This is a genomic window from Bradyrhizobium sp. GW821-FHT13H06 (assembly GCF_058803975.1).
Window position 1 is genome coordinate 130210 of the sequence record NZ_JBXAPN010000013.1, and the last position, 21433, is coordinate 151642.

Annotated in this window: 25 protein-coding genes; 5 read left to right on the forward strand and 20 right to left on the reverse strand. The window is 65.0% G+C overall.

Annotated features, from left to right (window positions below; genetic code table 11):
- Positions 1-27 precede the first annotated feature (27 nt).
- The 9 genes from AC1RQP_RS35605 to AC1RQP_RS35645 form a co-directional block, all read right to left on the reverse strand.
- Entirely contained in the window at positions 28-1047 is a 1020-nt protein-coding gene (locus AC1RQP_RS35605; protein WP_492941965.1) for a WD40 repeat domain-containing protein, read from the reverse strand.
- Positions 1047-2087, reverse strand: a complete 1041-nt coding sequence (locus AC1RQP_RS35610) for a CobW family GTP-binding protein (RefSeq protein ID WP_492941967.1) — start codon at positions 2085-2087, stop codon at positions 1047-1049. The genes AC1RQP_RS35605 and AC1RQP_RS35610 overlap by 1 nt, the downstream gene beginning before the upstream one ends.
- 54 nt (positions 2088-2141) lie before the next feature.
- On the reverse strand, positions 2142-3005 hold the full coding sequence (locus tag AC1RQP_RS35615) for a metal ABC transporter solute-binding protein, Zn/Mn family (protein ID WP_492941969.1): 864 nt from the start codon (positions 3003-3005) through the stop codon (positions 2142-2144).
- Positions 3006-3007: 2 nt separating this feature from the next.
- Positions 3008-3877, reverse strand: a complete 870-nt coding sequence (locus AC1RQP_RS35620; RefSeq protein WP_492941971.1) for a metal ABC transporter permease — start codon at positions 3875-3877, stop codon at positions 3008-3010.
- Between the two features lie 6 nt (positions 3878-3883).
- Positions 3884-4639: a metal ABC transporter ATP-binding protein gene (locus AC1RQP_RS35625; protein ID WP_239620814.1), complete on the reverse strand. Its 756-nt coding sequence runs from the start codon at positions 4637-4639 to the stop codon at positions 3884-3886.
- Between the two features lie 2 nt (positions 4640-4641).
- Positions 4642-4878: a hypothetical protein gene (locus AC1RQP_RS35630; protein WP_492941973.1), complete on the reverse strand. Its 237-nt coding sequence runs from the start codon at positions 4876-4878 to the stop codon at positions 4642-4644.
- A gap of 44 nt (positions 4879-4922) precedes the next feature.
- Positions 4923-5423 (reverse strand): hypothetical protein, encoded by a 501-nt coding sequence (locus tag AC1RQP_RS35635; RefSeq protein ID WP_492941975.1) that lies wholly within the window; start codon positions 5421-5423, stop codon positions 4923-4925.
- Positions 5420-6031 carry a permease gene (locus AC1RQP_RS35640; protein ID WP_492941977.1) on the reverse strand — a complete coding sequence of 204 codons (612 nt, stop codon included), beginning with the start codon at positions 6029-6031 and terminating at the stop codon, positions 5420-5422. Before AC1RQP_RS35640 ends, AC1RQP_RS35635 begins: the two co-directional genes overlap by 4 nt.
- A 240-nt stretch (positions 6032-6271) precedes the next feature.
- Positions 6272-6868, reverse strand: coding sequence for a superoxide dismutase (locus AC1RQP_RS35645; RefSeq protein ID WP_027573470.1), 597 nt, complete (start codon positions 6866-6868; stop codon positions 6272-6274).
- A 245-nt stretch (positions 6869-7113) separates the two neighbouring features.
- Here AC1RQP_RS35645 and AC1RQP_RS35650 point away from each other — a divergent pair, with 245 nt between their 5' ends.
- From AC1RQP_RS35650 to AC1RQP_RS35660, 3 genes are all read left to right on the forward strand, one after another.
- Entirely contained in the window at positions 7114-7641 is a 528-nt protein-coding gene (locus AC1RQP_RS35650; protein WP_492941979.1) for a GNAT family N-acetyltransferase, read from the forward strand.
- 81 nt (positions 7642-7722) lie between these two features.
- Positions 7723-9108, forward strand: a complete 1386-nt coding sequence (locus AC1RQP_RS35655; protein WP_492941981.1) for an MATE family efflux transporter — start codon at positions 7723-7725, stop codon at positions 9106-9108.
- Between the two features lie 105 nt (positions 9109-9213).
- Positions 9214-9648 carry a DUF2147 domain-containing protein gene (locus AC1RQP_RS35660; protein ID WP_239620798.1) on the forward strand — a complete coding sequence of 145 codons (435 nt, stop codon included), beginning with the start codon at positions 9214-9216 and terminating at the stop codon, positions 9646-9648.
- Positions 9649-9745: 97 nt separating this feature from the next.
- On the opposite strand, the gene AC1RQP_RS35665 is transcribed toward AC1RQP_RS35660, so the two are convergent.
- Positions 9746-10900, reverse strand: coding sequence for a DUF3095 domain-containing protein (locus AC1RQP_RS35665; RefSeq protein ID WP_492941983.1), 1155 nt, complete (start codon positions 10898-10900; stop codon positions 9746-9748).
- Positions 10901-11112: 212 nt separating this feature from the next.
- Between AC1RQP_RS35665 and AC1RQP_RS35670 the strand changes: the two genes are divergently transcribed.
- Positions 11113-11511, forward strand: a complete 399-nt coding sequence (locus tag AC1RQP_RS35670) for a hypothetical protein (RefSeq protein WP_239620794.1) — start codon at positions 11113-11115, stop codon at positions 11509-11511.
- Between the two features lie 5 nt (positions 11512-11516).
- Here the strand turns inward: AC1RQP_RS35670 and AC1RQP_RS35675 are convergent, their stop codons facing one another.
- The 5 genes from AC1RQP_RS35675 to AC1RQP_RS35695 form a co-directional block, all read right to left on the reverse strand.
- A complete protein-coding gene (locus AC1RQP_RS35675; protein ID WP_239620792.1) occupies positions 11517-11726 on the reverse strand; it encodes a hypothetical protein in 210 nt (69 codons plus the stop codon).
- Between the two features lie 126 nt (positions 11727-11852).
- Entirely contained in the window at positions 11853-12575 is a 723-nt protein-coding gene (locus AC1RQP_RS35680) for an SDR family NAD(P)-dependent oxidoreductase (protein ID WP_492941985.1), read from the reverse strand.
- Positions 12568-13950, reverse strand: a complete 1383-nt coding sequence (locus AC1RQP_RS35685) for a class I adenylate-forming enzyme family protein (protein ID WP_492941987.1) — start codon at positions 13948-13950, stop codon at positions 12568-12570. The genes AC1RQP_RS35680 and AC1RQP_RS35685 overlap by 8 nt, the downstream gene beginning before the upstream one ends.
- The gene (locus AC1RQP_RS35690) at positions 13937-14182 is read right to left on the reverse strand and encodes an acyl carrier protein (protein ID WP_131869025.1); all 246 of its coding nucleotides are present in this window, start codon (positions 14180-14182) and stop codon (positions 13937-13939) included. Before AC1RQP_RS35690 ends, AC1RQP_RS35685 begins: the two co-directional genes overlap by 14 nt.
- 142 nt (positions 14183-14324) lie before the next feature.
- Positions 14325-16139, reverse strand: a complete 1815-nt coding sequence (locus tag AC1RQP_RS35695; RefSeq protein ID WP_492941989.1) for a long-chain-acyl-CoA synthetase — start codon at positions 16137-16139, stop codon at positions 14325-14327.
- 384 nt (positions 16140-16523) lie between these two features.
- Between AC1RQP_RS35695 and AC1RQP_RS35700 the strand changes: the two genes are divergently transcribed.
- Entirely contained in the window at positions 16524-17300 is a 777-nt protein-coding gene (locus tag AC1RQP_RS35700; RefSeq protein WP_492941991.1) for an SGNH/GDSL hydrolase family protein, read from the forward strand.
- Here AC1RQP_RS35700 and AC1RQP_RS35705 read toward each other — a convergent pair.
- The 5 genes from AC1RQP_RS35705 to AC1RQP_RS35725 all read right to left on the reverse strand — a co-directional run bounded on the left by AC1RQP_RS35705 (position 17297) and on the right by AC1RQP_RS35725 (position 21283).
- The gene (locus AC1RQP_RS35705; RefSeq protein ID WP_492942070.1) at positions 17297-17539 is read right to left on the reverse strand and encodes a DUF3551 domain-containing protein; all 243 of its coding nucleotides are present in this window, start codon (positions 17537-17539) and stop codon (positions 17297-17299) included. The two genes, AC1RQP_RS35700 and AC1RQP_RS35705, sit on opposite strands and share 4 nt — an antisense overlap.
- Positions 17540-17596: 57 nt before the next feature.
- Positions 17597-17878 carry a DUF3551 domain-containing protein gene (locus AC1RQP_RS35710; protein WP_492941993.1) on the reverse strand — a complete coding sequence of 94 codons (282 nt, stop codon included), beginning with the start codon at positions 17876-17878 and terminating at the stop codon, positions 17597-17599.
- A 129-nt stretch (positions 17879-18007) separates the two neighbouring features.
- Positions 18008-19885, reverse strand: coding sequence for a molecular chaperone HtpG (htpG, locus tag AC1RQP_RS35715; protein WP_492941995.1), 1878 nt, complete (start codon positions 19883-19885; stop codon positions 18008-18010).
- Between the two features lie 111 nt (positions 19886-19996).
- Positions 19997-20419 (reverse strand): hypothetical protein, encoded by a 423-nt coding sequence (locus AC1RQP_RS35720; protein WP_492941997.1) that lies wholly within the window; start codon positions 20417-20419, stop codon positions 19997-19999.
- A gap of 249 nt (positions 20420-20668) precedes the next feature.
- Positions 20669-21283: a nuclear transport factor 2 family protein gene (locus AC1RQP_RS35725; protein ID WP_492941999.1), complete on the reverse strand. Its 615-nt coding sequence runs from the start codon at positions 21281-21283 to the stop codon at positions 20669-20671.
- Between the last annotated feature and the right edge of the window lie 150 nt (positions 21284-21433).

Genomic DNA, 21433 nt, shown 5'->3' on the forward strand with positions numbered 1-21433 from the left:
CCCCTATACGGCCGGAACGATGACAGATTAAAGCTCCAGCAGGCCGCCGTCCCCATTTTCATCGGCAAACGCCAGCAGCGTGCCCTTGGCGTTCCAGGCGAGCGCGGCCACGGGGGGCGTGCCGTTGCGGCGGACCAGGATCTCCGCGCCATCCTCCAGGCGTACCATCAGCACGGTGCCGTCGCTGTAGCCGGCGGCGAGGATGTCGTTCTTCGGATGGCAGGCGACGACCGACACGCGCGCCTGCAGCGGGGCGAGCATTGCGGGCTCCTTGCCCATCGGGCCATCCTTGCTGCCGAACGGCCATATGATGACGGTGTCGGCTCCCGAGGTCGCCAACCCCTTGCCGCCCGCGCTCCAGGACATCGAGCGGACCCGGCCGGGGTAGCCGGTCATGCGCATGTGCCTGTTGTCGGCCAGCCGCCAGCCATGCAGCGCCGGCTCGTGCATCGCAGTGACCAGGAATTTGTTGTCCGGGCTGAAGCTGACGCCATGATGCGAACCGGCCCAGGGCAGGAATTCGGCTGATCCCGCCATGTTCGGAAACCACAGCGTCACGCCGTTGTAATGCGCGATCGCGAGCCGCAGGCCCTTCGGCGCGAAGGCCAGGCCGCCGACGGTCGAGGGCACCTCGAGCGACTTCTCCTCGGCCTTGCCGCTCTTGACGGTGGCCGTCTTGCCGGCCGACCAGGCGAAGGCGCCGTCGGCGTGCAGCGCCACCGCATCGATCCAGCGCCGCTTCGGGTCGGTGGCGAGCAGCGTCACCTCGCCCTTGGCATCGAGCGAGACGACCTTGCCGTCGTCGCCGCCCATCACGAGGCGCTTGCCGTCGGAAGCGGTCGAGAGAATGCCGCCGCTGTGCACGGCAACCGTGGCGATCTCGCCTTTGTCATCGACGAACGCAACGTTTTCCTCGCCACCGACGAAGGCAGCGCGGGGGCCGAGGAAATGCACCGAGGTCACGGCCATGCCGAGCGTAACAGGCTTGACGCGGTCGGTGACGGAGACGATCGAGGCGGAATCGGGAGGCGGCGTGAACTCTTTCATCACGAGACGATGCAGCTCTCGAAACCCTTGCGGATGGCCTCTTCCGGCAATTCGCGGCCGATGAAGACGAGGCGGCTCTCGCGCGGCTCCCCCTCCTTCCACTTCCGCTGGTGGTTGCCCTCCAGCATCATGTGGACGCCCTGGAAGACGTAGCGATCGTCGTCGTCGTGGAAGGCGAGGATGCCCTTGGAGCGCAGGATCTTGCCGCCCTCGACCTGCACCAGGTTCTGGAGCCAGGGCATGAACACGTTCGGATCGAGCGGCTTGTCGGTCTTGAGCGAGAGCGACTGCATTTCCTCGTCGTGATAGTGCTTCAGGCCGTGGCCATGATCATGGTGGTGATGGTCATGACCGTGATGGTGATGATCGTGGTCGTGGTCGTCGGCCTCCAGGAAGTCCGGCTCGATGTCGAGGATGCGGTCGAGGTCGAACGCGCCGCGGTCGAGCACGTCGGCCAGGGCGACCGAGCAGCGCTCGGTGCGGTGAAGCTTCGCATAGGGGTTGATGCCGCGAATGCGGGCCTCGACCTCGGCGAGCTCGCCCTTGGAGACGAGGTCGGTCTTGTTCAGGACGATCACGTCGGCAAAGGCGATCTGGTTCTTGGCCTCGGGTGCATCCTTCAAACGGTCGGACAGCCATTTGGCATCGGCAACCGTGACCACCGCGTCGAGCCGCGCGTTCTTCTGCACGTCCTCGTCGACGAAGAATGTCTGGGCGACCGGCGCCGGATCGGCGAGCCCCGTGGTCTCGACGATGATGGCGTCGAACTTGCCCTTGCGCTTCATCAGTCCGTCCATGATGCGGACGAGGTCGCCGCGCACGGTGCAGCAGATGCAACCATTGTTCATCTCGAACACTTCCTCATCGGCGCCGATGATGAGGTCATTGTCGATGCCGATTTCGCCGAATTCGTTGACGATGACGGCGTATTTCTTGCCGTGGTTTTCCGACAGGATGCGGTTCAGGAGCGTGGTCTTGCCGGCGCCGAGATAGCCGGTCAGGACAGTCACGGGAATCTTTTGGGAGGTCGCTTCAGACATAACAACTCCGGACTTCGGGCTTGTCGCGCGACGCGAGGCGGGGTGGCCCCTGCCCTAATGGTCAAGCGCGCTGGTCAGGGCCTTTATATTGTGCCTGACCATGTCAATGTAAGTGGGTGCGGGCCCCTTTTCGCCGGTCAAACCGTCCGAAATCAGGGTCCCGCCGACCTTGGCGCCGCTCTCGGCCGCGATCCGGCGGATCAGGCGGTCGTCGCTGATATTTTCCAGGAACACAGCCGGAATTTTCTGGGCCTTGATCTGGCTGATGATGGCCGCGATGTCGCGCGCGCTGGGTTCGGTCTCCGTGGAGACGCCCAGGGGGGCGATGAACCGGATACCGTACTCGGCGGAAAAATAGCCGAAAGCGTCGTGGGTGGAGATCACCTTGCGCCGGTCCGGCGGGATCTTCGCCACGGCGCCGCGGACATCGCGGTCCAGCGTTTCGAGCTTTTCCAGATAGGCCTTGGCCTGGGTACGGAAGAAGTCCGCCTCAGCCGGGACAGCGGCGGCCAACGCATTGGCGATGTCGGTCACATAGATCCTGGCGTTCGGGACAGACTGCCAGGCGTGGGGATCCGCGGCTGAGCCAAGCTTCAGAGGCGCGATGCCGGCACTGGCAACGACGACCGTTGCCTTGCTGCCGGAGGATTGGACGAGACGCGGCAGCCAGCCCTCGAGGCCGAGACCATTGACGATGACGAGCCTTGCATCCGCGACCCGCTTCGCGTCGGCCGGGGCCGGCGTGTAGACATGGACGTCGCTGTCGGGGCCGACCAGCGTCGTCAGATTGATGCGGTCACCACCGACGTTGCGGACGAAATCGCCGAGAATCGAGAAGCTGGCGACGACGTTGAGCCGCTCCGCGGCATGCAGCGGCGCGGCGATCAGCAACAGCGCACAAAGTAGGATGAGCCGCATCGTCATGCTTCCAGGTGCCGGCCGGGAAACAGTTGCCGGACGATGCCGCCGACGCGGCCGAACAGAACGGAGACGATGTAGAGCATCGTCGCCACGAGGATGATGGCCGGGCCTGACGGCACACGGGTCTGGAACGACAGCACGAGCCCCGCATAGCCCGAGACCGCGGCAGCAACGACGGCGATGCAGATCATCGTGGTCAGATCGCGCGACCAGAACCGGGCGGTGCCCGCGGGCAGGATCATGAGTCCGACCGCAAGCAGCGTGCCGAGCGCCTGAAAGCCGTTGACGAGGTTGATGACGACGAGCGCGAGGAAGGCGAGATGCGCGGGGCCGCCGGCGCGGCTCACGGTGCGCAAGAACAAGGGATCGACGCTCTCGATCACCAGCGGGCGATAGATCACCGCGAGCACCAGAAGCGTCACGGTGGCGTTGAAGGCGACCACCAGCAGCGTCTGATCGTCCATTGCGAGGATGTTGCCGAACAGCACGTGCAGCAGGTCGATATTCGTGCCCTTGATCGAGACGATGGTGACGCCGAGCGCAAGCGAGGCCAGATAGAAAGTCGCAAGCGACGCGTCCTCCTTCAGCCCGGTCGAGCGCGCGACCACGCCGGCGAGGATCGCGACGGCAAAGCCGGCGATCAGGCCGCCGGCCGTCATCGCGAACAGACTGAGGCCCGAGAGCAGGAATCCGACGGCCGCGCCGGGCAGGATCGCGTGCGCCATGGCATCGCCGACGAGGCTCATCCGTCGCAGCATCAGGAACACGCCGATCGGCGCGCCCGCCAGCGCCAGCGCGATCACGGCGGCGAGCGCCCGCCGCATGAACTCGAATTCGGTGAACCGACCGATCAGCACATCATGGATCATCGGATATCAAGCCGCCCGCGAGCTGACATCATCGGCCGCGCAGGCCGCGGCGCTGTCGTCGAAGGCCTCGCACATCCGCATCGCGACGATCAGGTTTTCCGGCGTCAGCACCTCCGCGGTCGGGCCCCATGCCACGGGGCCGCGCGCCAGCACCAGCGTATCGCTGAAATGGTTGCGCACCATCTCCATGTCGTGCAGCGCGGCGAGCACGGTGCGGCCTTCGCCGTGCCATTGTTTCACCAGCGCGAGCAGATCGGCCGTGGTCTTGGTGTCGATGGCGTTGAAGGGCTCGTCGAGCACGATCAGGCTCGCATCCTGGAGCAGCACGCGCGCGAACAGCACGCGCTGCATCTGGCCGCCCGAGAGCGTGCCGATCGGGCGGTTCTCGAATCCATTGAGGCCGACGGACGCGATCGCGCCGAGGATTTTCTCGCGGGCGGCCTTGCCGATGCCACCGAACAGACCGGTCGCGCGCCACAGCCCGGTGCCGACGAAGTCGAACACCGAGATCGGGAAGCTGCGGTCGATCTCCACGCTCTGCGGCAGATAGGCGATGTCGCGGGCATCGAGGCCACCGAGATGGATGCTGCCCGCGAGTGGTTTGAGGATGCCGACGATACCACGCAGCAGGGTCGACTTGCCGGCGCCGTTCGGGCCGATCACCGCGACCAGCGCACCCGGGGCGACCTCGCCGCTGAGATGGTGCACCGCCGGATGACGGTCATAACCCAGCGTGACGTTGTGGAAATGCAGCGCCGCCATCCTCACCTCATCGCCAGAAAAACGATGCCCCAGAGCACGGCACAAACGGCGGCCGCAGCCGCGAGGCGGCCTGCCACGGTCATGCGCAGGATCGACCAGCGCGCCGCCTGGGCCGGATGCGGAGACGTCGCATCATGAACATGGGCATGGCTGTGGTCGTGCCCATGCGAATGCCCGTGGCCAAGGGGGTGGCCCTGGACATGGTCGTGATGCTGGGCGCGGGATGCGGCGGGAACCATGCCGAGAACGTTATATTATAACATCACCTCTGTCCACGCCGGGCTCAGGGCTTGCCGATCACCATCGCGATCGCGGCGGCCACGAACGGGAATGGCACGGATACGGCGCAGCGGAACCAGACGAAACGGGCTGGCATGAACGGGATTTCCCACAGAATCACGCGCTGAAAGGCGAACAGCGCCCAGGCGACGACATAGGCGACCACCTGGGGCATCCCTCCGCCGGACTTCAGCGCCACGGTGCCGATGGAGAAGCCGACCACGGGACCACCGGGCGTGGCCGCGCCGGCGACCACGGCAGTTGCGACCCCGAGCCAGCCGCTGTCCGGGCCCAGCCAGCCGGTGATCACCTCCTGCGGGATGATGGCGGCGATGTAGCCGGAGCCGATCACACCCAGCGCGATCCGCGGCACGATGTTGATGAAGTCCATCGAGCCTTCGCGGAGCGAGGCCTTGAATACGGCAGGGCCGCGGCGGAACGCGATCAGGCCGACGCCCAGCACAGAGCCCCACAACATGATGTCGATCAGAAGCGCTGCGCTCAATTCTCGTCGTCCTTCGCGAGCGGCTTCGGATAGAGCCTGACATAGGCGAAGCGGCCGAGGGCACCTGCGAGCACCGGCAGCGGCAGCGAAATGACGATCCGCCACAGCGTGAAATCGGTGCCCATGATCGGGATCTCCCAGGCGACCGCCCGGCCGTAGCCGATCAGGGTCCAGCTCACGACCATGGCGATGGTGGCGCCGAAATCGGCGCCGACCGCGAGCAGCGCGCTCGCCACGGGATAGGCGGTGAAGGGCCCCCCGGGCAGGATCGCACCAAAGGCGGTGCCGATCAGAAGCCCCATCAGGCCGGATTTCGGCCCCAGCGAGCGCGAGACCTTTTCGTGCGGCAGGATTTCCGAGATGAAGGCCCCGAGCAGGCAGCCCGCGAGCACGCGCGGCAGGATGCCTGAGAACAACGAGAGATCGTGGGTCAGGATGTCGAGAACGCCGTCGGTGCCGTCACGACGCCAGACCAGCGCTGCGCTCACCGCGACCAGAACTGCGATGATGATGGTCGACCAGCCGATCGGCTTGCGCACACGCCCCGGCCGCGGCTCGGAGTCTGCGTCCTCGGCAGGCGCCGGGTCTTTCGGGGAAGGTTCTGACAACGGGCTCGGGTCGGATCGAGGGGATGCCCGTTCTGATTAGAAGCGCCGGCCGGGCGATGCAAACGGAACGATCACAGGCCGGTACGCGCACCGTGCAGGGCAATTCCGCACAGCAAAAAGGCGGCCGCTGATACGACCGCCTTTTTTGACTTCCGTCATTCCGGGGCGCGCAAAGCGCGAGCTATCTCGAGATTCCGGGTCTGGTGCTGGCGCACCATCCCGGAATGACGAGGTGAGAGCTCACGCCTTCTCGAAGAGGGACTCCACGTATTCCCAGTTCACGAGGTTCTCGACGAACGCCTTGAGATAGTCGGGGCGACGGTTGCGATAGTCGATGTAGTAGGAGTGCTCCCAGACGTCGCAGCCGAGGATCGGGGTGGCGCCGTGCACCAGCGGATTCTCGCCATTCGGGGTCTTGGAGATTTCGAGCTTGCCGTTCTTGACCTGGAGCCAGCACCAGCCGGAGCCGAACTGGCCGACGCCGGCCGCCTGGAAGTCGGTCTTGAACTTCTCGAAGCCGCCGAGGTCCTCGTTGATCTTCTTCTCGAGCTTGCCCGGCAGCTTGGTGCCGCCGCCATTTGGCTTCATCCAGCTCCAGAAGTGGATGTGGTTGTAGTGCTGGCCGGCATTGTTGAACACCGCGGGGTTCTTGCCGAACGAGCCCTTGACGATCTCTTCAAGGGACTTGCCTTCCCATTCGGTTCCCTTGAGCGCGTTGTTGCCGTTGGTGACGTAGGCCTGATGATGCTTGTCGTGATGATATTCCAGCGTCTCCTTCGACATATACTGGCCGAGGGCGTCATAGGCGTAAGGGAGTGGGGGCAGCGTAAAGGTCATGGGTTCTTGTCCGCAACTGGTGGGGAACGAGTTCTAACGGTCACCCCTTATAGAAGGTTCCGTGGCCGTTAAATACCTCAGAATTTCGAAAACGCGTGACGGGGACGCTTGGCTCGATTGCATAAAATCGTCGCAGCACGAGAAGATCTCCGCGGTCCTGGTGGCTCGATGCAAAATATCATTGCCTTTGAGGCGCTTATGGCAGAACGAATGCCCCACGCACGGACCTTGCGAAAGACAGGACCATGAGCATTGAGATCGACATTCTGAACGGCGACGCCTCGTGGCCGATCGCAAAGCCGCTGCTCAGCGCGGTCTGGGACCACGATGCGGCGGAGAAGCCGCCCTGGGCTCACGTCAAATGGGCCAATGCGGACCTCCGCGTGCTGATCGAGACGCCCGAGGACGGTCTCGTCTGCCACGTCGGCATCTACTTCCGGACCGTCAGCTGGAACGGACAGAAGGTCCACATCGGCGGCATCGGCGGGGTCTCCACCCGCGAGGACCGCCGTGGCCGCGGCTACGCGACCATGGCGATCGACGCGGCCGTGCACACCATCAGGGCCAACGAGGCAGTCCGCTTCGCGCTGCTGTTCTGCGAGCCGCACAATTTCGCGTTCTATGAGGCCCGTAAATGGCAGCCCTTCAAGGGCGAGGTCTATTGCGAGCAGCCGGAGGGGCGGATCCGCTTCGACTACATGGCGCCGTATGTCTTCGACATCGTGCGCGCGCCGACGCTGGGCACGATCGACCTATGCGGCCTGCCGTGGTGAGCCCTGCGTGAGCGAGGGCTGCGCCGTCTGCCGCAGGCCCTATAATATGTCGGTCATCATTTAACATTCCGCCTGGTGAACATGACGATCGACGCCCCAGCAGACGCCGTCCCGCCGGTTGCGCCGGTCGCCTCCCCCATCGCCAGCCTCCTGACCGCGCCGATCCTGCCGACGCTATTGTGGCTCGCGATTCCCAACATGATCGCGATGGTCGGCAGCACGCTGGTTGCCATTGCCGAGACCTCCTATATCGGCCGGCTCGGCACCATTCCGCTCGCCGCGATCGCACTGGTGTTTCCGTTCGCGATGCTGACGCAGATGATGAGCGCAGGCGCAATGGGCGGCGGCGTCTCCTCCGCGATCAGCCGCGCGCTCGGTGCAGGGAATCGCGACCGCGCCGCGACGCTGGCGCTGCATGCCGCCATCATCGGCCTCTGCGGCGGGCTGTTCTTCACGGTGACGATGCTCGTCTTCGGCCGCTCCTTCTTCGCGCTGCTCGGCGGACGCGAGCAGGTGCTCGAGGAAGCCAGCGGCTATTCGCAGGTGCTGTTCTCCGGCGCGGTCGCGATCTGGCTCGTCAACACGCTGGCCTCGGTGATCCGCGGCACCGGCGACATGCGCCTGCCTTCGATGACGCTGATCGGGGCGAGCGTGCTGCAGATCGCGCTCGGCGGCACGCTCGGGCTCGGCCTGTTCGGAGTGCCGCAATTCGGCATGCCGGGTGTCGCGAGCGGTCAGCTGATCGCGTTCAGCTGCGCGGCGATCTACCTCCTCTGGTATCTGTTGTCCGGGCGCAGCCGGCTGCCGCTCGATCTCCGGGCGTTTCATTTCGAGCGCGCGATGTTCCTGGACATCCTCAAGGTCGGCGCGGTGGCCTGTTTGTCGCCGCTCCAGACCGTGCTCACCATCCTGATCTTCACGAAGATTCTCGCGACCTTCGGCACCGAGATGCTGGCAGGCTATGGCATCGGATCGCGGCTGGAATTTTTGCTGATCCCGATCACCTTCGCCTTCGGAATCGCCTCGGTGCCGATGGTCGGCATGGCGATCGGCGCCGGACATGTGAAGCGCGCGCGGCGTGTGGCCTGGACCGCGGCTGCGGCCTCCGGACTCACGGTCGGCCTGATCGGCCTCGCCGTCGCGCTCGCTCCGTCGCTGTGGGTCGGGCTCTTCACGCGGGATCCCGGCGTCACCGCCGCCGCGTACAGCTATTTCCACTGGGCGGGTCCGGCCTTCGTGTTCTTCGGCATGGGCGTATCGTTGTACTTCTCGTCACAGGGCGCAGCGCGTGTCGGCGGGCCCGTGCTCGCCTCGACGGCGCGGCTCCTGATCGTCGCGATCGGCGGCGTCGGGCTCATGATTGCGCAAGCTCCGGCCTGGACCCTGTTCGCGCTGGTCGGCGGCGCCATGGTGGTGTTCGGGCTGTCGACCGCGGCCTCGGTCGCCTTCGTGCGATGGGGCAAGTGAGTGCAGGCAGGTGAGCACGAAATGAACGCAGGAATGTGATTCCGGCCGGCGTTGCACAATCCTGCCGGGCTGCTATTGAGGCGCTCCATTTTCGGGGCCCTCTCCATGATTTCCAGATTCGCAGCTCTCATCGTCCTCCTCGCTCCGCTGCTTGGAGCATCTGTCGCTCGTGCGCAGAACGCCGACGGGACATGGCTCACGCAGGCCGGTGATGCGCGCGTCAAGATCAGCAAATGCGGCGGCGGCATCTGCGGCCACATCGTCTGGCTGGGCCAGCCCTACGACACCTCGACCGGTCAGCCCGCCACCGACAGCAAGAATCCCAATCCCGCGCTCGCCAGACGCCCGATGATCGGCTTGCCCTTGTTCAGCGGCATGCAGCCCGCAGGTCCGAACAAATGGTCGGGCCAGATCTACAATGCCGACGACGGCAGCACCTATGCCAGCAGCATCAGCTTGATATCGGCGGATTCGCTGCGGGTCGAAGGCTGCGTCGGCGCGCTCTGCGGCGGCGAGACCTGGACGCGCACGGAGCGCTAAAGCGCGATGCGATCAGGATGAATCGTCATCGCGCTTCAGGTTGTTGCTTAAGCATGATCTTTTCGGAAATCCGCTGCGCACTCTTCCGGATCATGCTTTAGGCTGCGGCAGCCGTCATCGCCTTCAGCGCCGTCGCGGCCGAGGCATAACCGCCCCGCGCCCCATCGATGAAGTGGACGTGGTCGCTGCGCAGCGTCGAGGGCGCGAAGCAGGTCATCATGGCGGCGTCCTGCCGGTGGAGACCGTAACGCACGATGCCGGCGCGCGCGGCCGCGGCGAGACGATCGCTGAGGGCGCGCTCGAGCTCCGGCGTGCAGTCGAGGATCATGCGCAGGCCGTCGTCATATTTCCTGAAATCGGAGTTCTCGACCACCTGGCGCCTGTAGACGTTCGGCACGAAGCCGCCGACCTTGAGATCAAAGCGCATGATCAGATAGGCGAACAGCGTATAGGCCAGCACACCCGCGCGGCGCATGAGCAGCGGACCTCCGCGCCTGGTGCGGGCTTCATAATCCACCCCCTGCGGCGGCCATTTCAGCGGCGGCCCCTGCGGCGGCACCGGACGGGCGCCATCCGGGCTGCGCTCAACCAGATGAATGACGTCCTCGATCGCCTTGCGGAAGGCACGCGGATCGGCGTCGCGTACCGGCATCACCAGCACGGAGAGGATCAGCCCGCGCGAGGCCGGCATCACCTCGAACCGGCAGGACAGGCCGGACAGATCGGGCTGCGTGCCGGCGGGCGCCTCGGCGACCGCAAATTCGCCGCGCTTCATCGCGGCATCGGCCCAGGCGAGCCCGCCGCCGGAGAACATCGCGTAGGACAGGTTCGGCGACGGACCGAAACGGGCGACGCGCACGTCAAGGCCCCGTGCACGGATGGCGCTGACCGGCACCAGCGCGACGCGCATCCTCAGATCGAGATCCTCCCGCACCCAGGTCGCGGTTGCAGCCAGCGCCTCGCGGGCCAGTTCCAGATCATGGGGCGCGACCGCGAAGCCGGCGCCGTCGCCGCCGAACACGAAGGGGAATTCGCGTCCTCCCAACACGTTCGTCACCGCCGCGATCACGGCGGCACCGGCCATGTTGACCGCCTTGTAGCGCTGCGCCGCGATCGCCCTGGTCGAATCGACGATATCGGCAATGCCGATGCTCCAGTCCTCCGGCAGCGGCGAATACAGCGCCGGGTCCATCAGGCTGGTGAAGCCTCGGAAGACGGGAATGCCGCCATAGAAGGATTCGCCTGAGGTCATCGGGGTTGCCGGATGGTTGGAGTACGAAGCAAATACGTGGCAGGATCGATCCGGGTTCGCCGAACGGCGCCCCCAAATTCAATCATTGGCCGAAACCGATCCGGACAACAAGATACGGCCCCGCTGCAATGCCGCGGCGGCGTCATTGATCGGCATCAAACGACGCCCCGGGGAGAACGGCTATCGTCGGTCGGCTCCAAGGGTTGCATGGGATGATCGAGGTGCCCGACTTCGGCAAAAAGGACTCCACCTCTCCGGTCAGGCGGCGCACGGGCATCGACCCGATCAGCGCCGTGAAGATGCCCGAAAGACTGACGGCGGCCGTCGACGCCTGGGCCGAATCTCATCAGCTGACCCGCTCGGATGCGATCTGTAAGCTGATCGAGCTGGGCCTGAAGACCGCATCCCCGGTCCTCACGCCGGTGCACCCGCTCGAATCGGACGCCACCAAGATCGAAGAGATCGCAGTCCACGAGATCGAGACGCTGCTCGATCCCGCATTGCCGGCGGACGAACGCGAGCGCCGCATCCGCCGGCTGACCGAAGGCCCGCCGGAATTCTCACACGAGCGAATTGACCTTCCGAAGGATCCGCCGAAGCCGCGGACGTGAGCGGCTTAGTGCAGCCTCTCATCCTGACGCTTGCGCAAGGCATCGAGAGACGCATCATGACAGCCGACCAGGCGGACGAATTGCTGCGGGTACATTTCATGCCCGTGACTGCCGGAATTCTGATGTGTCATCGGCGGGCAGTGGACATCGTCCGGTTTCGCAGGGGATTGCTCCGCGCGGCCCCGATTTGAAGCGGTCATGTTTGACGTCGTCATGGACTGCTCCCTGTCGATTAGGGCAGATCGATTGACGTAACCCAACCGATTGCGGGGCATCTTACGACCAAATCCGGCTGAATGTCATTGTGCCGGATCAATGCAATCAAGACGGCAGAGTTCCGCTTATGCCGTATTCCCCGCGTCCACAGTGAACACCGTCCCGGTGACATTGCGGCCGCCCTCCCCCAGCAGATACTCCACCATGCGCGCGACGTCGTCCGTCTGCGGCAGGCGACGCAGCGCACTGCGGCCGGCGATGCGCCTGCGGCCCTCGTCCGAGAGGTTGTGCGTGAGCTCGGTGTCGATGAAGCCCGGTGCGACCGCGTTCACGGTGATGCCGAGCTTGCCGACCTCGCGCGCGAGCGAGCGGGTGAAGCCGGTGGCGGCGGCCTTGGTCGCGCCGTAGACGGACAGGCCGTTGTAACCGGTGGTCGCGATGATCGAGGAGATGTTGACGATGCGGCCGGCGCCATCGGCCATCATCTGCCGCGCGACATATTTGGTGAGGACGATCGGCGACAGCACGTTGAGCTGCACCAGGGCCGCGATCTCGGAATTGTGCATGGTGGCGAGCAGGCCTTCGGTGCCGAGGCCGGCATTGTTGACGAGGCCGTAGATCGGGCCGAATTCGTCGCGAACGAGTTTTGCGAAGGCCGGGATCGCATCGATCACCGCAAGATCGCAGGCGCGGAAATGCAGCCGTCCCTCGGACCGGGCAATCGCCGCCTTGAGCTCGTCGCTCTCGCGCCGGGCCGCCGAGATCACGTTGAAGCCACCTCCGACGAGGCGCGTTGCAATGGCAAGACCTATACCGCGGCTGCCGCCGGTGACGAGAACGTTATGCATCGGTGCGCGCCAGTTTGCCGGCCGGGGTGACGTCGAGCGCCTCGACGAAACGGATCACCGCCGGCACCTTGTGGGACGCGAGCTGGGCGCGGCACTGATCCAGGATCTGGTCGCGAATCTCCTTCGCGCGCGCCGCATCGGTGCCGTCGGCGAGGATCACGTCGGCGACGACAATGCCGCCGGTGATCGGGCTGCGGCGCGACTTGGCGCGCGACATCCGCACGTCGGGATGGCGATTGATCACCGCCTCGATCTCCTCGGGGTGGACCTTCAGCCCGCCGATATTGATGATGCCGCCGCGACGGCCGACGAAGTAGTAACGGTCGCCGCGCAGCTCGACGATGTCGCCGCTGTCGACGAAGCCGTCGGCATCGGCAAGCGCCGCCGCGTCGCGGCCGACATAGGCATGCGCCGTGCGTGCCGAGCGAATCCGCAGCGAGCCGTCGACGACCTTCATCTCGACGCCGTTGCGGTTGCCGAGATAGTCGGCCGGAAAGCCCTCCAGCCCGTCATTCACGGCGAAGCCGACGCCGGCCTCGGTCGAGGCATAGGCGTGGCCGACGGAAGCATTGGGAAACGCCGCCTTCAAGCCGTCGAGCACGGCCTGGTCGGCGATCTCGCCGGAGAGACGGACGTAAGCCGGGGCAAATTGCGCGGCCGCGCCGCTCATCAGGAGCTTGCGCCAGTGCGAGGGCGTGCCCGAGATGTGCGAGACGCCGCGCGCATTCAACCGCGCGATGTGATCGCCGAGCGCTTCATGCGGATCGAACAGCACCATCGAGCCGCCGGACAGGATGGCGCGGAGGAAGATCTGCAGGCCGCCGTAGCGGCGAATGTCGTAGAACGTCGCCCAGACCGGCGCCGGGCCGCGCGCCGGACCTTCGGCAACGATCGCCCCGGTCAGCGCCTCCAGCGTATGGCCAGCGATCTTTGGCACGCCCGAGGTGCCCGAAGTCAACATCAACCATTCGGTCGCACGCTCGCTCGTGGCCGGCGCGGTGGCTTGAAGAGGCAAATGCGCGGTGACGACCAGCGGAACGCCGGTGCCGGCCCAGCGATTGGGCTCGTCGGTGACGACGGCATCGATGCCGGCATCAGCGATCAACGAGTCAAGATGCGCCGGGTTGAGATCCGGCGGACACAGCAGCATGCGGCGGGCGATGCCGTCGAGCTCGATCATGGCAAGGCCTGACCGGAGCTGGTCCGACAGTTTCAGCAGCACCGCGCGGCCGGACAGCTCGCGCAGACGGCCGCCGAGAACCGTGTGCGACAGGATGTCGGTCAGCGACACGACATCATGCGCATCGGAGATCGTGCGGCCCTTCAGCTCCGCGCCGAGATGGTCGCGAAGCGCAAAGATCTCACGCGGGGACATTTTCGTAGGCCCGCACGAAATCGCCCACCGTGGCGGGGAACGCTGCGTCCTCGGAAATGGTGAATGGGTCGACGCCGGTCTCGTCCTCGAGGCGCGCCACAAGAATGGCGAAGGCGAGCGAGTCGAAACCCGTCTCGTGCAGGGACAGATCGTCCGAGAGTGCGGGAAGCGCGACGTGCTGCTCTCTGGCGATCTGCTGGATCGCTTCGATGACCTTTGACCTTACCGACATGGCTGGCTCGCTTTTCGTTATCATTCGTGTTGCGGCGGCTCTTGATGACCGCCTCCCAATGACCCTCTGCTTACCCGACAGAAGTAAATGGCCTCTTGGACAATTCAGATAAAATTGGACCCATCTGGCGGATTTGTTGCCGTTACAGCCGGATCGTGCCGTCTACGATCCCGGAAAATGTGCTGGAATCGAGCGCGACATAGGCGCCGGATTTCGGGTCGAGCATGAACAGCGGATCGGAGATCGCAGCCGGGTCAAATCCCTCGCGCGCGAGATCGCCCTTCTTCTGCTTGAACGTCTCGGTCGCATCGAGCTCGCGCGAGATGCGGATGAAGATCGGCCGGGCGTAAGCCGGCAGGCGCTGCGCGAGATGCGCAGGCAGCGCGGAGATGTCGAAGCCCTCGTTCACGACGATCGCGCTCATGCCGGCGCGGCCGTCGGCGCCGGGGATGGCGACTCCGTAAGTGGTGGCATCAACCACGCCGGCGAAATCGCGCACGGCGTCGTTCACCTCCGAGGTCGCGACGTTCTCGCCCTTCCAGCGGAAGGTGTCGCCGATGCGGTCGACGAAATGGAAAAAGCCCTTGTCGTCGATCCGCATCAGATCGCCGGTGCGGAACCAGGCATCGCCTCTGGCAAAGACGTCGCGCAGGATCTTCTTCTCGGTCTCGCCCGCATCGGTGTAGCCTTCGAAGCGGCCGCCGCCCTCGTCTGCGGCGCCGATGCGGCCGATGGCTTCGCCGGCCTCGCCGCGGGCACAGGCGATGCAAAAGCCCTCGTCATCGCGCAGCGGCACGCCGCTGCCGGGGTCGAGCTTGACGAGACTGGCGGGAAAGCGATGTGCCAGCAGCGGCGGAATGCGCCCGATCGCACCCGGCTGCCCCTCGACATTGAACAGCGAAAAATTGCCTTCAGTCGCCGCGTAGAACTCGAGGATGCGCGGAATGGAAAAGCGCGCCTGGAAATCTTCCCAGATGTCGCCGCGCAGACCGTTGCCGCAGACGAGCCGCAGGCGGTGCCTGGTCTCGTATTCCGACGGCGCCGCCTTCAGCAGATAGCGGCAGAGCTCGCCGATATACTGGAACAACGTGCAGTCATGCCGGACGACGTCGGACCAGAAATGCGAGGCCGAGAATTTTTCCGCAATGGCGACCGAACCGCCGGCAGCCAGCATGCTGCACGGCGCGACGATGCCGCCGACCGAGTGGAACAACGGCAGACAATCGTAGAGCCGGTCCTGGGGAGTCGCGCCGGTGAGACCGGCGAACCAGAAGCCCCAGTTGAGGATACGGCGGTGGCTGACGCTGGCCGCTTTCGGCAGGCCCGTGGTGCCCGAGGTGTAGATCAGCAGCGCGCGGTCATCGATCGTGACGTCGCCATGTTCGTCCGACGAGAGCGGGCCGTCGTCGAGGACGGCAAGAGCGACGTCGATCGCGCGCTGGCTGCGGGCATCGCCGTGGGTCCAGACCTTGGGCTGCGCCTTCAGATGCGGCGTTGCACGGTCCAGCATCTCCGTCAGCTCGTGCGCGACGATGATGTGCGCCGGCCTTGCGACGTCGATGCAATACGCAAGCGACTGTCCCACCAGCTTTGTATTGAGCAGCGCCACCACGCCTCCGACGCGGCTGATGCCGAGCCAGGCCGCGAGATAGTCGATACCGTTCGGCATGATGAGGGCCACGGTATCGCCCTTGGCGACCCCGATCGAGCGCGCCCAGCGCGCGTAGCGATTGATGCGCTTCGACAGGCCTTGATAGTCCAGACTTGTGTCATCCGCGACCAGCGCGACGCGGCCGGGCTGGCGTTGCGCCCAATCGTCGATGACGTCCGCGAACAGACGCCCGGGCAATGCCTCGATCCGCGCAGTGAGCTCGATTGCCTTCAGCCAGATCTTCGAGGCCGACGGTGCGTGTACGGTTTTCGGCTGCTCGATGACGCCGGTGGTCATATTGTTCACTCTTTCGGGCCGTCTGCTTGTGTCCGGCAGCTTAGCCCGCGCGCACTGCCCAGGTGTTAAGAGACAAGGTAAAACTCCGTTAGTGCGCGATTAACTCTAGCGATCCTTTACCGGGCCGGCGGGTTGGCGTGCAGCCCGGCGCCATTCTTGCGATAGCAAAGTAACGAAGCCGAGCGGGAAGCTTTCCCTCTCCCTCGACGCCGGGGCCAAGGCCCGCATCGCCGACCTCGGCGCGATCCCGTTGGCGGAAACCGATCGCTGCCAGAAAGTGGTCGAGCTATCGGGCGTGAGGAAGGAGTAGCGGGAGGCGCTAGGCGGCCCCCGCCAAACAGGATATTCCTTGCTCTACCTCGCATTGTCCTGACTACGACAGGGAGGCTAATCGTGGCCCTCGACGCCTCGCAAATTCCTGTCAACGCAACGCCGTTCGAGCTGCCGCTCACCATTTTCGCCAACCGGCTGAAGGGCGGACAGGTCAAGGTGGTTGCGATCGGCTCGTCGACGACGGCGGGTGAAGGGGGTATTGCACCCTATCCGCAACGGCTGCTGGCGAACCTCCGGATACTATTCCCGAAAGCCACGATTGATGTGGTCAACCGAGGCGTCGGCGGCGAAGAGGCTCCCCAAGAACGCAGGCGATTCAAGCATGATGTGTTCGACCAGAATCCGGATCTCGTAATCTGGCAGGTCGGCACAAATGCAGTTTGGCAATCTGCAGACAAGAACCCACCTTCCTTCAAAGACACCACGGAAGCCATCTCTAACGGCGTCGATCAGTTGCTGGCGACCGGACGGATGGACGTGATCCTGATGGACCTGCAATATGTGCCGGCGCTGCTGACACCGGCCAGGATCGAAAAGGCGAGCGCCATGGTGGCGGCGATCAGCGATATCGCGCGTGCCAAGGGCGTCAACGTCTTCCGCCGCTTCGAGCTGATGCAGGGCTGGCACGAAGTCGCCAAGATCTCTTTCGACCGGATGGTCGACCCCGGCGATGATACCAGGCTGCATGCAAGCGACTGGACGACGGACAAGATGAGCTGGCAATTGGCCGCCGCAATCAACGCGGCGGTCAACATGGCACAGCGATCTCGAGGAACACGCGGCAAATCATCCCGCATGCTCCATCGGATTGGCGGCCGGCGATCCCCCCAGCGCTAACCGCTTCGCCTGTGGCGCGGGCGCGGCGGCGCGGTGAACGGATAATATGGATTGAGGTCACAGGTCGCAGCGCGGCCAGAGGCGGTCGCGCGGCACTGCGGCAGCGAGGTGAAGGAGCAATCGTACCACTCCCCGCCACCGCCATTCGCACCGGAATAGACGTGCATGCAGACGGGAGAGCGGGGATCGAAGGTTTGCCCATGCGACGGCGCGGCGGCGAGCAAGACGCCGACGGCCATGGTGAGGCCGAGCCAACCACGCGACGAGAATATCCGAGGAGACCGCATCGCAGACCGCTAATGCTGTTTCTTGTGGCGCCGCCGAGGCGGCGGGGGTTCGTCGAAGGCGTAATACGGGTTGAGATCGCAGCTCGCCGAGCGCCCCGACGCGGTCGCGCGGCACTGCGGCAGCGAGGTGAAAGAGCAGTCGAAATAGTCTCCGCCGCCACCGCCGAAGCCGCCGCCGGGTGTATAGACGTGCATGCACACCGGATAGCGCGGATCATAGGTCTGGGCGCTGGCATCTGCCGCGGCGAACAGCGTGGCAATCGCGGTGAGAGTCAAGAACGGCAGGCGCATGGACGCATCCTCGAGTCTGTGGCCGCCGGCGGATCGGGAGCCGGCGGTTCCATATGGCATAACATCCCGGCGGACGCGACTGTTCCTGCAGATAGATGACGGCAAGGTGAGTAGGGCGGGGCTGCGGCGCTAGGCGCCGAGCCCCTGCAGCACGAGCCGATTCAGCCTTGCCGCGAACGCCGCCGGGTCTTCCGGCAATTCGCCGTCCAGGATCTGCGCCTGTTCGAGCAGGAGCAGGCTGAGATCGTCGACGACCTTCGAGCCAGCCTGCGCCTTGGTGACCGCGGTGACCAGCGGATGGCGCAAATTGATCTCGAGGATCGGCTTGGTCTTCATGCCGCGGTTCTGCTGCGACAGGATGCGCTCGAGCTCGCGGCTGGGCCCCTGGCTGTCGGCGACGAGGCACGAGGCCGAGCTGGTGAGCCGGGTCGAGGCCTTGACGTCGCTGACGCGCTCGCCGAGCGCGGCCTTGATCACGGCGATGGTGGCCGCTTCATCCGCGGCCGGCTCGTCCTTCTTCGCCTCGTCCGCCTCGTCGACGCGCGGAATCAGGTCGAGATTGAGATCGCCCTGGCTCAGCGACTTCAGCGGCTTGCCGTCGAACTCCGACGGCATCGAGGTCCAGAAGGCATCGACCGGATCGGACAGCAGCAGCACCTCGATGCCGCGCGCGGTCGCAGCTTCCAGCCGCGGGTTGGATTTCAGCCGCTCGATGCTGTCGCCGACGAGATAATAGATCTCGGTCTGGTTCGGCTTGAAATCGGCGATGACCTGCTTCAGCGACCGCTTCTCGCCCGACGTGGTGGTGAAGCGCGACATCGAAAGCAGCTTTTCGCGCCGCTCGAAATCCTCGTAGATGCCTTCCTTCAGCACCGCGCCGAACGCGTCCCAGATCTTGGCAAAATTCTCGGGGTCCTTGTCGGCAAGACTTTCGAGCTCGGACACAACCCGGGTCGCCACGGCTTTGCGGATCTGCGCGAGCTGCGGATTGTTCTGAAGCATCTCGCGCGAAATGTTGAGCGGGAGATCCTCGCTGTCGACGACGCCGCGGATGAAGCGCAGATAGCCCGGCAACAGATCGGCATCGTCGGTGATGAAGACGCGCCGGACATAGAGCTTCACGCGCCCCTTGCGGTTGGGCTCGAACAGGTCGAACGGCTTGGTCGAGGGCGCGAACAGCAGCACGGCGTAGGAGTAGCGGCCCTCGGCGCGGTAGTGCAGCGTCATCGCGGGATCGTCGAAGGCGGAAGCGATCTGCTGATAGGCCTTCTTGTAGTCGTCTGCCGTCAGCTCGGATTTCGCGCGCTGCCACAGCGCGCTGGCCGAATTGATCTGGCGCGGCTCGCCCTCTTCGGGCACGAGCTCGATGGGGAACAGGATGTTGTCGGAATAGGCTGTGACGATGCGCTCGATCTCGTAGGTCTCGAGATACTTCTTGGCGTCGTCCTTCAGGTGCAGGACGATTTCGGTGCCGCGTGTCACGCGCGCCGCTTCCTCCTCGCTGGCCCGGGCGATCTCGAAGCCGGAGCCACCGGACGACGTCCAGGTCCAGACGTCGCTCTCGCCGGCGCGGCGGCTGATCACGACGATCTTCTCGGCGACCATGAAGGCTGAATAGAAGCCGACGCCGAACTGTCCGATCAGGCCGAGGCCGTCCTTGGCCTCCTTCAGCTTGGACACGAACGCCTTGGTACCGGAGCGGGCGATGGTGCCGAGATGATCGATCAGCTCCTGCCGCTCCATGCCGATGCCGTTGTCGGCGATCGTAAGCGTCTTGGCCGTCTTGTTCGGGATGATGCGGATCTTGAGCGCGTCGCCCTCGCCCAGCAGGGTGGGACTTGCGATGGCCTCGTAGCGCAGCTTGTCGCAGGCATCGGAGGCATTGGAGATGAGTTCGCGGAGGAAGATATCGGTTTCCGAATAAACGGAATGCACCATCAGGTGCAGCAGTTCGGAAACTTCGGCCTGGAAAGGCTGCGTATGCACAGCCGTGTCTGACGTCGTCATGCGCTTACCCGGTCAAAACAAAAGGAGGAACCCGGATATAGCGCGAGGCAACGGCGGATCAAGAGGATGTGAAGCATCCGCCCGGAGGGTACCCCTCGCGGGAGACGCGGATCAGGTCACGCAACGGCCGGGCTGAAGCAGCTTCGCGACCTCGGTCAGGGAGCTGACCATCGGCTCACAGGCGATCGTCGGCCTGGCGCGAACCTTCTGCTGGTTCTGGAGCAGCACCGGGGGCTTGGCGTTGCCGGTCTCGACCACCGCGGGGACCCGCAGCAGCACCGACGTATCGGCGAGGTCGTTCAGCCGCATCGACACCGTGCGGGTCGGAGCCGGCGCCGGCTTGATCTCGGCGAGCCGGTCCGCCTTTGCGGTGCGATTGACATTGTGGCTGGGGGCGAAGTTCGAGCTGCGGCTGGAGGTGTCGGCGACCGCCTGCCAGCGACCGGCCAAGTCATGGCCGGAGGCCAATTGCACGGCACCAAGTGTCGCGACGGTCGCAATAGCGCCTAAAAATACCTTTTGAATCTGTGACATGGCTGTCGATCCCTCGCCCCATGGCGATCACGGGAACAACGCCGCCACAGGATCGGCGGTTCTCGACCGTTACGATCACTTAACCGTGTGCGAAAAATGCCGCAGGTCGGCGAAATATTTCGCAAGCCGTGGAACGACTCCGACGGTCGGGAGTCGTCTCAGCAGCCGGCTATTCCCCCCTGCCCCATAAGCCGGCGACGTAGGGCGCGACTGTGGTGATGCCAGTCGCGCCTTACTTTTGTCTGGCGTCTACTTCGCCTTCGCCGCGAGCCATTGCCGCCCTTCGCCATAGAGCTTCTCGACTTCCGGGCCCGTGAGGCCCGGCATGTCGCGCTTGACCTTGTAGCCGATCAGCTCCTGCATGTAGGCGAGGTGGCGATAGCCTTCGGGCAGCGCGGCGAGCGCCTCCTGGTCGAGGCGCAGCGTCGCGGCGGGATCGACCGGATCGATCCGGTCCTTCTCGTAGATCGGCTGGCGGCGGACGATGCCCCATTTACCAATTCCTGATTGGTCTTGCCGCTTCTCCAGGAAATCGTAGAAGCGCCCGGTGCAGACGACGTCGCAGAGCACGTCGTGCACAAGGGCGCGCTGCGAGATCGTCATCTTGGTCTGGGCGATGGCCCGCTCGCCGGCAAGATCGATGCTGGTGCCGCCGAGGAAATGCAGGATGCGCACGCCTTTGGCGAATCCCTCTTGGCTGACGCGCATGAAATCCCGCGCCGGCCCCTGAAACCACGTGGCGGACATCCAGCCCTCGTCATGCCAGACCGTGGCAAAGCGCTCCCAATCGCCGGCGTCGCGCCACACCGCCCAGTTCTCGACGAGGTCGCGAATGGCAAGGCGGTCGAGCAGCGGCTGGTCCATGGGGACATCTCCGGTTGGTGCGGCCGCGGGCGCAGCCTCTGCATGAGGTATGGGCGGTGAATTCCACGGCCGTCAAGCATGGCAGCGGACATGAAAAATCCGGCGTGCCTTGCGGCACGCCGGATCGGATCACTTCGCCAATTGCCGGGC

What these genes read in the sequence shown, in the direction of transcription:
- AC1RQP_RS35605 (WP_492941965.1), bottom strand. Translation starts at nt 1,047, where the DNA reads ATGAAAGAGTTCACGCCGCCTCCCGATTCCGCCTCGATCGTCTCCGTC.
- AC1RQP_RS35610 (WP_492941967.1), bottom strand. Translation starts at nt 2,087, where the DNA reads ATGTCTGAAGCGACCTCCCAAAAGATTCCCGTGACTGTCCTGACCGGC.
- AC1RQP_RS35615 (WP_492941969.1), bottom strand. Translation starts at nt 3,005, where the DNA reads ATGCGGCTCATCCTACTTTGTGCGCTGTTGCTGATCGCCGCGCCGCTG.
- AC1RQP_RS35620 (WP_492941971.1), bottom strand. Translation starts at nt 3,877, where the DNA reads ATGATCCATGATGTGCTGATCGGTCGGTTCACCGAATTCGAGTTCATG.
- AC1RQP_RS35625 (WP_239620814.1), bottom strand. Translation starts at nt 4,639, where the DNA reads ATGGCGGCGCTGCATTTCCACAACGTCACGCTGGGTTATGACCGTCAT.
- AC1RQP_RS35630 (WP_492941973.1), bottom strand. Translation starts at nt 4,878, where the DNA reads ATGGTTCCCGCCGCATCCCGCGCCCAGCATCACGACCATGTCCAGGGC.
- AC1RQP_RS35645 (WP_027573470.1), bottom strand. Translation starts at nt 6,868, where the DNA reads ATGACCTTTACGCTGCCCCCACTCCCTTACGCCTATGACGCCCTCGGC.
- AC1RQP_RS35650 (WP_492941979.1), top strand. Translation starts at nt 7,114, where the DNA reads ATGAGCATTGAGATCGACATTCTGAACGGCGACGCCTCGTGGCCGATC.
- AC1RQP_RS35655 (WP_492941981.1), top strand. Translation starts at nt 7,723, where the DNA reads ATGACGATCGACGCCCCAGCAGACGCCGTCCCGCCGGTTGCGCCGGTC.
- AC1RQP_RS35660 (WP_239620798.1), top strand. Translation starts at nt 9,214, where the DNA reads ATGATTTCCAGATTCGCAGCTCTCATCGTCCTCCTCGCTCCGCTGCTT.
- AC1RQP_RS35665 (WP_492941983.1), bottom strand. Translation starts at nt 10,900, where the DNA reads ATGACCTCAGGCGAATCCTTCTATGGCGGCATTCCCGTCTTCCGAGGC.
- AC1RQP_RS35670 (WP_239620794.1), top strand. Translation starts at nt 11,113, where the DNA reads ATGATCGAGGTGCCCGACTTCGGCAAAAAGGACTCCACCTCTCCGGTC.
- AC1RQP_RS35675 (WP_239620792.1), bottom strand. Translation starts at nt 11,726, where the DNA reads ATGACGACGTCAAACATGACCGCTTCAAATCGGGGCCGCGCGGAGCAA.
- AC1RQP_RS35680 (WP_492941985.1), bottom strand. Translation starts at nt 12,575, where the DNA reads ATGCATAACGTTCTCGTCACCGGCGGCAGCCGCGGTATAGGTCTTGCC.
- AC1RQP_RS35685 (WP_492941987.1), bottom strand. Translation starts at nt 13,950, where the DNA reads ATGTCCCCGCGTGAGATCTTTGCGCTTCGCGACCATCTCGGCGCGGAG.
- AC1RQP_RS35690 (WP_131869025.1), bottom strand. Translation starts at nt 14,182, where the DNA reads ATGTCGGTAAGGTCAAAGGTCATCGAAGCGATCCAGCAGATCGCCAGA.
- AC1RQP_RS35705 (WP_492942070.1), bottom strand. Translation starts at nt 17,539, where the DNA reads ATGGCCGTCGGCGTCTTGCTCGCCGCCGCGCCGTCGCATGGGCAAACC.
- AC1RQP_RS35710 (WP_492941993.1), bottom strand. Translation starts at nt 17,878, where the DNA reads ATGCGCCTGCCGTTCTTGACTCTCACCGCGATTGCCACGCTGTTCGCC.
- htpG (WP_492941995.1), bottom strand. Translation starts at nt 19,885, where the DNA reads ATGACGACGTCAGACACGGCTGTGCATACGCAGCCTTTCCAGGCCGAA.
- AC1RQP_RS35720 (WP_492941997.1), bottom strand. Translation starts at nt 20,419, where the DNA reads ATGTCACAGATTCAAAAGGTATTTTTAGGCGCTATTGCGACCGTCGCG.
- AC1RQP_RS35725 (WP_492941999.1), bottom strand. Translation starts at nt 21,283, where the DNA reads ATGGACCAGCCGCTGCTCGACCGCCTTGCCATTCGCGACCTCGTCGAG.